Below are 12,684 nucleotides of genomic sequence, written 5' to 3' on the forward strand. Positions count from 1 at the left end.
CGCTACAGCGGCTCGTAGGTGAAGTAGTCGAAGTCCGCGTGGCAGCCGTCACCGCTGATGTCCTCGCAGTGCAGCCCCACAAATGCGCCGGTGAAGAAGCCGCGCCCGCCGATGTAGTCGTCCGATAGCTTCCACGCCTCATAGGTTACCGGCACGGTGTGCCACGTCTCGCCGTCGAACGAGTAGCTGTAGCGATAGACCAGCGTATCCACATCGACGCGCAGCCAGACGCTCTGCGCACTCTCCGGTACCGGAATCGGCTGCTCGTGCAGCGGCCATGACGGCACGTTGTGGTCGAGCTGGATCACCTTTATGGTTCTCCTCTGCCCCTCCTCGTAGTCCACAAAGCAGTAGCTCCAGTTTTTACTGTTGTAGTAGCAGGTCAGCCCGGCGCTCTGCTGGAAGTGGACCGGCGAGAACTGCATCCGCGTCTCCGCCCGGAAGGTGAAGTGCTGCCAGCGGCGCGCCACGGTCGACTGGGTGAAGGTCGAGTTAAGCGAGTCGTTGCCGTAGAGCCGTAAATAGCCGGGGCGCGCGGTGAGCGAGCCGAGGGTGTCGTCGAACGGAATGCGCAGGGTCTGCAGCTCCGGGTCAAGCGAACTGGCGTCGAAATCGTCCCGCCAGCTGTGCTGAACGGCAGCGGGCTGCTCGGCAATCTGCGGGCCTTTCACGGTCAGCTGCGCGTGCTTGCCGCCTTCGACATACGGCCAGCCGTCGCGCCATTCGATGCGGGCGATGCCGGTCTCGCGCCCCAGCGGGCAGTAGCCGCGCCCGCCGGAGGCCAGCAGCGGCACGCCGGGCAGGCGCAGCGGGCGGCTGGTGAGGTACGCCATATACCATTCCCCCGTGTGGGTCTGCAGCAGCGAACCGTGGCCGCTCTTCTGCAGCGGGTTCTCCGGCAGGTGCCAGCTGGTCATCATCGTCACGTCCGGGTGCAGCTCGTAAGGCCCGTCGATCGTTTTTGAACGCAGCACCACGACGGCGTGTTCGTAGCTGGTGCCGCCTTCGGCAACCATCAGGTAGTACCATCCTGCGTGGCGATACAGGTGCGCGCCTTCGGTGTAGCAGAGCGGCGTGCCGGTAAACAGGGTCTTACGCTCCGGCGAGAGGGTGCCGGTCTGGGGATCGAACTCCTGCATCACGATGGTGTTGTGCGGGTTGCTGTGGTGGCGCGGCCCCCACGGGCGGTAAAGGTAATATTTGCGGCCATCATCGTCGTGGAACAGGGACGGGTCGAACCCGCCGTTGCCCATCGGGATCGGCTCGCTCCACGGCCCCTCAATGGACGGCGCGGTGACGAGGTAGTTGCGGCCGTTTTTCCACGGCGAGTCGACAATTTTCACGTCGGTATAGAGCAGCCAGAATTTACCGTCGGCATAGCTCAGGCACGGCGCCCAGATGCCGCCGGAGTCCGGGTTGCCCTTCATGTCCAGCATCGACACGCGGTCCAGCGGGGTGCTGACCAGCGACCAGTTTTTCAGGTCGCGGGAGTGGTAGATGCGCACGCCCGGGAACCACTCGAAGGTCGAGGTGGCGATGTAGTAGTCCTCGCCCTGGCGGCAGAGGGACGGGTCCGGGTTGAAGCCGGTGAGTATCGGGTTAGTGATTTCCATAGTGCCTCCGGTTAATGGGATGCGGCTGTCGCGGCGTCGGGAACGGCTTCCCCCTGGGCCGCGCGGTGCTTGATCAGCTGCTGGCTGATGGCCTCCACGCGGGCGTCGGTGAGCTTATAGAACGACAGCATGATGAACATGCCCGCGTAGAGCACTACCGGCACCACGCAGAACAGAATTTTGATGGTGGTCAGCACCTCAACCGGCTGCACGCTGCTGCTGGCGGAGTAGTTCACGTACGCGAGGATCCAGCCCACTACCGCCCCGCCAATCGCCAGGCCAATCTTCAGGCTGAACAGGTAGGTGGAGAACACCAGCCCGTCGAGGCGGCGCCCGCTGCGGCTCTCCTCGTAATCCACCACGTCAGAGGCCATGAGCCACTGGAGCGGCGTGGTGGTGTTAAAGACGAACAGGAACAGAATGTTGAGGGCGAAAATCAGGGCGATATGCTCCGCCGGAGTGACGAAAATCAGCAGGCTGATCAGCGAGTAGGCGACGATGATCCACTTGAAGGCGGTGACGCGGTCAAAGCGGCCCAGCAGGCGGGAGGAGCAGAGCGAGCCGAACATGGTGGCGAGGCTGCCATAGAGTAAAAACTGGGTCGCCAGCTCCGGGTGATCCATCACGTATTTGACGAAGTAGAGGGTCGCCCCGCCGCGCACCACGTTGGAACAGGTCGCCATCATCTTAAAGGCACACATAATGCGCCACTGGCCGTTGCCGAACAGCAGCCTGAGATCTTTTGCCACCGACGAGCCCGGCTGCACCTCAAAGGTGTAACGCTCTTTGGTGGTAAAGAAGCAGACGTAGAGCAGCACCACGCCGCTCAGCCCCAGCACGCACATGGCGCCGAAATAGCCCACCTGCTCGTCCCCTTTGCCGATGATGCTCACCAGCGGCAGGGCAATGCCGCTGATGGCGAGCGACCCCGCCGCCGCCAGGAAGAAACGCCAGGATTGCAGGGCGTGACGCTCTTTCGGGTCAGCGGTGATGACGCCCGGCATGGCGCAGTACGGCACGTTAACGAAGGTGTAGACCAGGGTCAGGAGAATGTAGGTCACGCAGGCGTAGATGATTTTGCCCTGCGCCGAGAAGTCCGGCGTGTAGAAGGTCAGTACGCAGACGATGCCGAACGGAATCGCGCCCCACAGCAGGAACGGGCGGAACTGGCCGTGCCGCGTGCGGGTGCGGTCAACCAGCAGCCCCATCAGCGGGTCGGTGACGGCGTCGAGCACGCGGGAGACCAAAAACAGCGTGCCCATAATGCCCGCTGACAGGCCGAAGACGTCGGTATAGAAATAGGCCAGCAGAAACATCGTGGCCTGCCAGACGAAGCCGCAGGCGGTGTCACCCAGCCCGTAGCCAATTTTGTCTTTCATGGTTAATTGCGTCATCAGAATTACACCCTTATGTCGTGTGCTGAATAACAACATCGTGTTAATGGAGTGTAATGAGCTGCTCAATTAACCAGCAATGGTCATATCTTATTTCTGAATTATGTTATTTTGCTTTTGTGACGCCAGCGATATATCGCAACTGATTGTTTAAATTAATAAATTATAAAAACACGAAAGCCGTCCGCGGAATATTTCCCGCAGACGTTTTTTATCTAAAAATAATTAAATGCCGAGCGCTTTTTTACCGGCGTTAATTACCTCAATAATTTTATCGGTGTCATAAATACAGCCTTTCCAGGTGCCGCCGCTCACCGACTGCAATGCTGCCCATAGCCGCGTATCGTCCGGCAAAAAGTCGTGGGCGTGCAGGTCCGGATGCGTCTGCCGCCGTGCCAGCTCGCGCGCGCCCTCTTCCGGCGTCAGCGGGGTGTCCGCCGTGCCGATAAAGTTCACGCTGCCCGTCAGGGTCATACGATCCACGGCAATCTCAATGATGTCGTTATCCCGCAATTTACCAATCGGCCCGCCCGCCAGCGCCTCCGGCGACACGTGCCCGAAGCAGGCGCCCGTCGACACGCCCGAGAAGCGCGCATCGGTAATCAGCGACACCGTTTTGCCCCACGAGATATGCTTCAGCGCGGAGGTGAGCTGGTAGGTCTCTTCCATACCGGTGCCGGACGGTCCGCCGCCGATCACCACCATGATATCGCCCTGCTGAATCTCTTCCCGCTTGATGGCCTTAATCGCCTGCGCTTCTGAGACAAACACCCGCGCCCGACCGGTGTGGCGGTAAACGCCATCGTCACCGACCACCGACGGGTCGATCGCCGTGGCCTTGATCACCGATCCTTCCGGCGCGATGTTGCCCGTCGGGAAGCAGACCGTTGAGGTCAGCCCTTTCGCTTTGGCCTTCTCGGGCGGCAGGATCACGTCATCCGGATCGACGCCGTCCTGCTCGCGCAGGCACTGACGGAAGCGCGCCCGACGTTCCGAAGCCTGCCACCAGTCGAGGTTCTCTCCCACCGTCTGGCCGGTCACGGTCATGGCATCCAGATGCAGCAGGCCGAGATCGCGCAGGTGGAGCATCACCTCCGGCACGCCGCCTGCCAGGAACGCGCGCACGGTCGGATGATAGTCCGGACCGTTGGGCAGGACGCTCACCAGGCGCGGAACTTTACGGTTGATGCGCGTCCAGTGCGCGACGTCAGGAAGGGTGCAGCCCGCCGCGTGGGCGATGGCCGGTATGTGCAGCAGTAAATTGGTGGAACCGCCGAACGCCGCGTGGAGCACCATGGCGTTTTCGATGGCCTTATCGGTGAGGATATCGCGCGTGGTGATGCCGCGGTTATCCAGCTCGCTCACCGCCCGCGCCGACTGGCGAGCGATCTCCAGCCACACCGCCTGCCCGGACGGTGCCAGCGCGGAGTGCGGCAGTGCCAGACCCAGCGCTTCCGCAACCACCTGAGAGGTGCCCGCCGTGCCGAGAAACTGACACCCGCCGCCCGGCGACGCGCAGGCGCGACAGCCCAGCTCGGCGGCCTCCTGCAACGACAGCTCGTGGTTGGCAAAGCGCGCGCCAATGGTCTGCACCTTGCCCGCATCTTCACCCACGGTCGGCGGCAGCGTCGCGCCGCCCGGCACCAGAATGGTCGGCAGATCGTGCATGGCGGCCAGCGCGATCATGGTCGCAGGCAGCCCTTTATCGCAGGTTGCCACGCCGATCACCGCCCGGCGCGTCGGCAGGGAGCGGATCAGACGACGAAACACGATCGCCGCGTCGTTGCGGTACGGCAGGGAGTCGAACATCCCGTGCGTGCCCTGAGAGCGCCCGTCGCACGGGTCGCTGACGAAGGCCGCGAACGGGATCCCACCGTTGCGGGTGATCTCCTTCGCTGCCGCCTGCATCTGCATGCCAATTTCCCAGTGCCCGGTGTGGTAGCCCAGCGCAACCGGGCGTCCGTCCCCGGCGCGGATGCCGCCCTGGGTACCGATGATCAGCACCTCTTTGCCGGTCAGCCTGTTGGCGTCCCAGCCCATCCCGGCGTTTTGCGTCATGCCGAACAGGTTGCCGCTGGGGGATTCCATCAGCATCTGCGGGGTCAGCGGCAGCGCGCCCTGCGGCCCCGCCGCGTGGGTGATCACCGCGTAAAACGCATCGTCCTGTGGGGTGAAAATTTTCTCGATGGTCATGGTTATCTTCCGGCTCAGCAGAGCTTGAGCTGTTGCAGCAGGGATTTCAGCTGCGCCTTGCGCGGCTCGTCCAGCGGTGAAGCGGGCGGCAGCACGTGCGTGGAGATCGGGCGACCGCAAAGTACAATCGCCTCTTTAATGACGTTCACGAACGGCGTATCCAGCTGATACAGCTGCGGGATTTGCAGCAAGGTCTGATGATACTCAGCCGCTTTCGCCACATCCTTATCGCGCCAGGCTTTCAGAAGATTTACCGACACCTGCGGCGCAAAGTTGCCGCTCGCCGAGATCGCTCCGTCGCCGCCGAGCAGCAGGGTATTGAACAGATGATCGTCGTAGCCACACAGCACGGTGAAGTGCGGGTGGGCCGCTTTGACGGTGTGGATCATGCTGCGCAGATGGGCGACGGAGTCGATGGTGTCTTTAATGCCTACGATGTTGCTGCGCGAGTCGGCGAGGGTTTTCACCAGCGCTGGCGTGAGATCCTGCCCGGTCAGCGCCGGGAAGTTATAGAGCATCACCGGCAGCGTGACGCTGTCGGCCACCTGTTCGAAATAGCGAATCAGGTTCGCTTCCGAGACTTTCCAGTAGTAGGGGTTGATGACCACGATGCCGTCCGCGCCCGCCTGCTGCGCGTGCTGGCTCAGTTCAATGGTTTCCCGGGCGTTGGTGCCGCCGGTGCCGATCAGAACCGGCACGCGACGATCGACATGATCGATAGCAAAGCGGGCAATGGTTTTACGCTCTTCGGCGTTGAGCTGGGAGAATTCGCCGCCGCTGCCGAGGAAGAACAGGCCATCAACGCCTGCGGCGATCAGATCGTCGATCAGCGCGGCGGTGCCCTGCTTATCGAGCTGGCCATCGGCGGTAAAAATGGTGGAGACAGGGGGAATGATTCCCGTAAACAACACAGGCTGCGGCATGAGATCTCCTTGCTGAATCATTTTGTTCTACATTATAGAACAGCGTTCAATAATTTAACGATCATACTATGACGCAGAAAAAGCGCAGGTAAATGGGAGATGAGGAGGGAGTGCGGGAAATTTAAGCTGGATCACAGATTGTCCCCCTCACCCCGGCCCTCTCCCCAAAGGGGCGAGGGAGAAAAGACGGCTCGGTGCAGTCCCCTCTCCCCTGTGGGGAGAGGGTTAGGGTGAGGGGTAAGGGAGTTATTCAATCAGCATTTTCACCACGACTTTTCGCACCTTAGCAGGCGCCCCCACCGCGCACAGCGGCTTATGGACTTCGCCAGGCCAGAACACCACAAAATCCCCTTCGCTCAGCACCACGGTTTTCTCCTGCTCGCCTTCCGGCAGGAACGCGATGTCTTTGTCCGCCAGCCAGTCGGTATCCGGCGTACCGTGCGGCAGGGTGCTGAAAGTCATCCCTTCCTGACCCTTCATCACGATCTGGATGTCCAGATAGCGCGCATGAAACTCGGCGCGGCGTTCAGCAAACGGCTGAGTCATGTCTTCCGAGACCAGATAAAACAGAGTGTTGCCATCGATATCATGCTTGCCGGGCGGCGTGGCGTCGGTGACGTGCCGCTTTATATAGTCAATGGCCTGGCGCAGTTCGTCAGGCAGCCAGGGCTGGAGATGGTGGATGTTGCCGATGATCATGAGAAAACCCTCAATGTAAAACAACGTTTCATTTTTGTCTTTTATACGAGAGTTCGCGCTGCCATACCAGCCCTTTTTCTGTGACCTTTGCGCGAGCGCATGTTTATCGGGAAAGGTGTTAATTCACTGTTAATCACACACAGGCAATTATGCAGCGGTTATGCATAACCTCATTTCGCGCGCGCGATAGCGCCAACATAACCTCCTGAATCGAAAGCGTAAATCACAAAACCTGCTGCCGTATCACATTTTATCACTTTAATAATTTCCTTTATAACCCCATAATTATTTATGGATTTTCCTTAAGTCAAAAATAGTTAACTGCCATTATTGCATAGCTATTCCAGACACCAAATTTTAACTTTTAAAATCAATGATATAACTAATTATTTCGAAACATTAAATTCTACAAAATAATAACAAATACAAATATTGCCACCGAATGCTGCTTAGCTATTCACGTATCAATAATATGAAATTAATCATTATCTGATGCGAATCATGCAAATGAAAACAAACACCTTAATATCCATTTTCGCGTGAACTGCATCACAATAATGATTATTTAACCGCCTAGTATGAACCACGAAATCAATTGAGCTTAGCCGCCATGAAATTAAACACATCACATGGCGCATGCCCTTTTTATTCTGAAAACAGTTAAAGGAATAATTATGGAAAAGCATTACGTCGGTTCTGAAATTGGTCAATTGCGTAGCGTTATGCTGCACCGCCCAAATTTAAGTCTGAAACGTTTAACGCCATCGAATTGTCAGGAACTGCTTTTCGATGATGTGCTCTCGGTTGAACGGGCGGGTGAAGAGCATGATATCTTCGCAAACACGCTGCGCGAGCAGGGTGTGGAAGTCCTGCTGTTAACCGACCTCCTGACACAAACGCTTGATATTACAGAAGCGAAAGCCTGGCTGCTGGAGACGCAAATCTCGGACTATCGCCTCGGGCCTACCTTTGCGGGCGACGTGCGCGGCTGGCTGGCGGACATGCCGCACCGTGAACTGGCGCGCAGATTAAGCGGCGGATTAACCTACGGCGAAATTCCGGCGGCCATCAAAAATATGGTGGTAGATACCCACACGGCCAATGACTTTATTATGAAGCCGCTGCCGAACCATTTATTTACCCGCGACACTTCCTGCTGGATTTATAACGGCGTGTCCATTAACCCGATGGCTAAACCCGCCCGTCAGCGTGAAACCAATAACCTTCGGGCAATATATCGCTGGCATCCGGCATTTGCCGACGGCGATTTTATTAAGTATTTCGGCGATGAAAATATTAATTACGACCACGCTACCCTGGAAGGCGGAGACGTATTAGTGATTGGTCGCGGGGCGGTATTGATCGGCATGTCTGAACGCACGACGCCGCAGGGCGTGGAGTTCCTCGCCAACAGCCTGTTCAAACACCGCCAGGCCGAGCGCGTGATCGCCGTTGAGCTGCCAAAACACCGCTCCTGCATGCACCTCGACACCGTGATGACCCACATCGACGTGGACACTTTCTCCGTCTACCCGGAAGTGGTGCGCAAAGACGCCCAGTGCTGGACGCTCACCCCGGACGGGCGCGGCGGCCTGCAACGTACCCAGGAAACCGACCTGCTGCACGCCATCGAGAAAGCGCTCGGCATTAACCAGGTGCGCCTGATCACCACCGGCGGCGACGCCTTTGAAGCCGAACGCGAACAGTGGAACGACGCCAACAACGTTCTGACCATCCGTCCCGGCGTGGTGATTGGCTACGAGCGCAATGTCTGGACTAACGAGAAGTACGACAAAGCCGGCATCACCGTGCTGCCCATCCCGGGCGATGAGCTGGGACGCGGCCGCGGCGGCGCACGCTGCATGAGCTGCCCACTGGAACGCGACGGAATTTAAAGGAGCCATCATGGAACGAAAACCCACTCTGGTTGTGGCCCTTGGCGGCAACGCGCTGCTGAAGCGCGGCGAGCCGCTGGAAGCAGAGATCCAGCGCCAGAACATTGAGCAGGCCGCCCGCACCATCGCCGGGCTCACGGCGCAGTGGCGCGTGGTGCTGGTCCACGGCAACGGTCCACAGGTCGGGCTGCTGGCGCTGCAGAACAGCGCCTACGACAAAGTGACCCCTTACCCACTGGACGTTCTTGGTGCCGAAAGCCAGGGGATGATCGGCTACATGCTCCAGCAGGCGCTGAAAAACAGCCTGCCGCAGCGTGAGGTGAGCGTCCTGCTCACGCAGGTGGAAGTGGACGCCGCCGACCCGGCGTTCAGCAACCCGACCAAATACATCGGCCCGGTGTACAGCGAAGCCCAGGCAAAAACGCTGGCCGCGGAAAAAGGCTGGGTGTTTAAGGCCGACGGCAGCTACTTCCGTCGCGTGGTGCCGTCACCGCAGCCGAAACGCATCGTCGAGAGCGACGCCATCACGGCGCTGATCCTGCGCGACCACCTGGTGATCTGCAACGGCGGCGGCGGCGTGCCGGTGGTGGAAAACGCCAACGGCTATCACGGCATTGAGGCGGTGATCGATAAAGACCTCTCCGCCGCCCTGCTGGCGCGCCAGATTGAGGCCGACGCCCTGCTGATCCTCACCGATGCCGACGCGGTGTACCTCGACTGGGGAAAACCGACCCAGCGCCCGCTGGCGCAGGTGACGCCAGAACTGCTCAGAGGCATGCAGTTTGACGCCGGATCGATGGGGCCGAAAGTGGCCGCCTGCCGCGAGTTTGTTGAAGCCTGCAACGGCATTGCCGGGATCGGCGCGCTGGCCGATGGGGCAGAGATTCTGGCGGGCGAGAAAGGCACGTTGATTCGTAACTGAACATACATTTAAAAAGGATTTCCCATATGACCATCAACCTGAAAAACCGCAACTTCCTGAAACTGCTGGACTACACCCCGGCGGAGATCCAGTACCTGATCGACCTCTCCATCGAGCTGAAAGCGGCCAAAAAAGCCGGACGCGAAAAGCAAACCCTGGTCGGCAAAAACATCGCCCTGATCTTTGAAAAAACCTCCACCCGCACCCGCTGCGCCTTCGAAGTGGGCGCGTTTGACCAGGGTGCGCAGGTGACCTACCTCGGCCCAAGCGGATCGCAGATCGGCCATAAAGAGTCGATGAAAGACACCGCCCGCGTGTTGGGGCGTATGTATGACGGTATCGAATACCGCGGCTACGGCCAGGCGATTGTTGAAGAGCTGGGTGAATACGCGGGCGTACCGGTGTGGAACGGCCTGACCGACGAATTCCATCCGACGCAGATCCTCGCCGATCTGATGACCATGCTGGAGCACGCGCCGGGCAAAACCCTGCCGGAGCTAAGCTTTGCTTATCTCGGCGACGCACGCAACAACATGGGCAACTCCCTGATGGTCGGCGCGGCCAAAATGGGGATGGACATCCGCCTGGTGGCACCGAAATCCTTCTGGCCGGAAGCGGGTCTGGTTGAGCAGTGCCGTGCCATCGCGAAAGAAACGGGCGCGCGCATCACCCTGACCGACGACGTGGAAGAAGGCGTGCGCGGGACGGATTTCCTCTACACCGACGTGTGGGTCTCCATGGGCGAGCCGAAAGAGGCGTGGGCCGAACGCGTCAGCCTGATGAAGCCGTATCAAATCAACGCGGACGTCATGAAAGCCACCGGCAACCCGAACGTCAAGTTCATGCACTGCCTGCCGGCGTTTCACAACGAGCACACCAAAGTGGGCCGCGAAATCGAAATGGCCTATGGCCTGAAAGGGCTGGAGGTGACGGAAGAGGTCTTCGAATCCCCGAACTCTATCGTCTTTGATGAAGCAGAAAACCGCATGCATACCATTAAAGCGGTCATGGTGGCGACACTCGGCGACTAATCACCGCCCGGCGCGCCGCGGGGTGCGCCGGGTTTCAGGAGAACATCATGGGCAAGTTCAAATTTCCCTCCGCATACACCATTCTCTTTTTTCTGATTGCCGTCGTTGCCGTCCTGACGTGGATTGTTCCGGCCGGGCAGTATCACATGGCCATGAACGAGGCGCTCGGCAAGGACGTGCCGGTTGCCGGAACCTATGCGCACGTAGCGGCCCATCCGCAGGGGCTGGTTTCCGTGCTGATGGCCCCGATTGCCGGGTTGTACGATCCCGAGTCCGGCCAGGCCGGGGCGATCGACGTTGCGCTATTTATACTGATCATCGGGGGATTCCTCGGGATCGTCACCAAAACCGGGGCCATTGACGCCGGGATCGAACGCGTCACCACCCGGTTGCGCGGTCGCGAAGAGTGGATGATCCCGATCCTGATGGCGCTGTTTGCCGCAGGCGGCACCATTTACGGCATGGCCGAAGAGTCCCTGCCGTTCTATACCCTGCTGGTACCGGTGATGCTGGCCGCCCGTTTCGACCCGGTGGTAGCCGCCTCCACCGTGCTGCTCGGCGCCGGGATCGGCACGCTTGGCTCCACCATTAACCCGTTCGCGACAGTGATCGCCGCCAACGCCGCCGGGATCCCCTTCACCAACGGTATCGCCCTGCGCGTGGCGCTGCTGGTCATAGGGTGGATCATCTGCGTGGCGTGGGTGATGCGCTATGCCCGCAAAGTGCGCAAGGATCCGTCTCTTTCCATCGTTGCGGACAAACAGGAGGAGAACCTCGCCCACTTCCTCGGCAACAAGGGCGAACAGTCGCTGGAATTCACCCCGGTGCGCCAAATCATCCTGGTGATTTTCGCCCTTGCCTTCGCGGTCATGATCTACGGCGTGGCGGTGCTCGGCTGGTGGATGGCGGAGATCTCAGCGGTATTTCTCGCCAGTGCAATAATCGTCGGCCTGATCGCCCGCATGAGCGAAGAGGAACTGACCTCAACCTTTATCAACGGCGCGCGAGATTTGCTGGGCGTCGCGCTGATTATCGGTATCGCGCGCGGTATCGTAGTGATCATGGATAAGGGCATGATTACCCACACCATTTTGCACAGCGCCGAGGGAATGGTTACCGGCTTATCGACGGTGGCGTTCATCAACGTGATGTACTGGCTGGAGGTGGTGCTGTCGTTTCTTGTGCCTTCTTCGTCCGGCCTGGCCGTTCTGACGATGCCGATCATGGCGCCTCTTGCCGATTTCGCTAACGTCAACCGCGACCTGGTGGTTACGGCTTACCAGTCGGCGTCCGGTATCGTTAACCTGATCACTCCCACCTCTGCCGTCGTAATGGGCGGGCTGGCTATCGCCCGCGTGCCTTACGTGCGCTATCTGAAATGGGTCGCGCCGCTGCTGGGGATTTTAACGGTGGTGATTATGGTGGCGTTAAGTCTGGGGGCGTTGTTGTAATTTGCCGGATGGCGCTGCGCTTATCCGGCCTGTGGATCGGTGCGGTGTCACCGGTTATTTCGGGAACTGATATGGGAACTATGATGGATTACGAAGAGTACTCTCCCAAAGAGCAACTACAGCTAACGGTCTGCCAGCGTCTGATCGCGGAAAAGGGCTATCTCTCTCAGGAGGAGATCCGCCGCGACTTACAGGAGCGGGGTTTTGAGACCATCAGCCAGTCCACCGTTTCACGTCTGCTCAAGTTGCTCGGTGTCATAAAAATTCGAAATGCCAAAGGGCTAAAGATTTATTCGCTGAATCCCCAGCTGCGCCCGGCTCCTGATGCCGCGCGCACCGTGTCCGAAATGGTGGTGAGCGTTGAGCACAATAGCGAATTTATCCTTATCCATACCGTTGCCGGATATGGCCGCGCGGTGGCGCGTATCCTGGATTATCACCAGTTACCGGAAATTTTAGGCGTGGTGGCCGGAAGCAGTATCGTCTGGGTCGCCCCTCGGGTGGTGAAGCGCACCGCGCTGGTGCATAAGCAAATTAATTATTTACTCAGAACGCATTAATAT

The 12,684-nt window shown here is 59.2% G+C and carries 10 protein-coding genes; 5 read left to right on the forward strand and 5 right to left on the reverse strand.

The annotated features are described in order from the left end of the window. Positions 1-2 precede the first annotated feature (2 nt). The 5 genes from O1723_RS19065 to O1723_RS19085 all read right to left on the reverse strand — a co-directional run bounded on the left by O1723_RS19065 (position 3) and on the right by O1723_RS19085 (position 6,822). Positions 3-1,613: a glycoside hydrolase family 43 protein gene (locus O1723_RS19065; RefSeq protein WP_014882317.1), complete on the reverse strand. Its 1,611-nt coding sequence runs from the start codon at positions 1,611-1,613 to the stop codon at positions 3-5. An 11-nt stretch (positions 1,614-1,624) separates the two neighbouring features. Continuing rightward, a complete protein-coding gene (locus tag O1723_RS19070) occupies positions 1,625-3,007 on the reverse strand; it encodes an MFS transporter (RefSeq protein ID WP_014882316.1) in 1,383 nt (460 codons plus the stop codon). A 225-nt stretch (positions 3,008-3,232) separates the two neighbouring features. Continuing rightward, positions 3,233-5,200, reverse strand: coding sequence for a xylonate dehydratase YagF (gene yagF, locus O1723_RS19075; protein WP_014882315.1), 1,968 nt, complete (start codon positions 5,198-5,200; stop codon positions 3,233-3,235). Positions 5,201-5,214: 14 nt separating this feature from the next. Next, positions 5,215-6,123 carry a 2-keto-3-deoxygluconate aldolase gene (gene yagE, locus O1723_RS19080; protein WP_014882314.1) on the reverse strand — a complete coding sequence of 303 codons (909 nt, stop codon included), beginning with the start codon at positions 6,121-6,123 and terminating at the stop codon, positions 5,215-5,217. A 246-nt stretch (positions 6,124-6,369) separates the two neighbouring features. After that, positions 6,370-6,822, reverse strand: coding sequence for a YhcH/YjgK/YiaL family protein (locus O1723_RS19085; RefSeq protein ID WP_023336704.1), 453 nt, complete (start codon positions 6,820-6,822; stop codon positions 6,370-6,372). A 674-nt stretch (positions 6,823-7,496) separates the two neighbouring features. Here O1723_RS19085 and arcA point away from each other — a divergent pair. From arcA to O1723_RS19110, 5 genes are all read left to right on the forward strand, one after another. Beyond that, positions 7,497-8,717, forward strand: coding sequence for an arginine deiminase (gene arcA / locus O1723_RS19090; protein ID WP_014882312.1), 1,221 nt, complete (start codon positions 7,497-7,499; stop codon positions 8,715-8,717). Between the two features lie 10 nt (positions 8,718-8,727). Then, positions 8,728-9,639 (forward strand): carbamate kinase, encoded by a 912-nt coding sequence (gene arcC, locus O1723_RS19095; protein ID WP_023336703.1) that lies wholly within the window; start codon positions 8,728-8,730, stop codon positions 9,637-9,639. Positions 9,640-9,665: 26 nt separating this feature from the next. Next, positions 9,666-10,670 (forward strand): ornithine carbamoyltransferase, encoded by a 1,005-nt coding sequence (argF, locus tag O1723_RS19100; protein ID WP_023336702.1) that lies wholly within the window; start codon positions 9,666-9,668, stop codon positions 10,668-10,670. Between the two features lie 47 nt (positions 10,671-10,717). Beyond that, positions 10,718-12,121, forward strand: coding sequence for a YfcC family protein (locus tag O1723_RS19105; protein ID WP_014882309.1), 1,404 nt, complete (start codon positions 10,718-10,720; stop codon positions 12,119-12,121). 80 nt (positions 12,122-12,201) lie between these two features. Continuing rightward, entirely contained in the window at positions 12,202-12,681 is a 480-nt protein-coding gene (locus tag O1723_RS19110; RefSeq protein ID WP_014882308.1) for an arginine repressor, read from the forward strand. Positions 12,682-12,684: the final 3 nt, after the last annotated feature.

This window comes from Enterobacter cloacae complex sp. HYC080_NIDB, assembly GCF_056673325.1.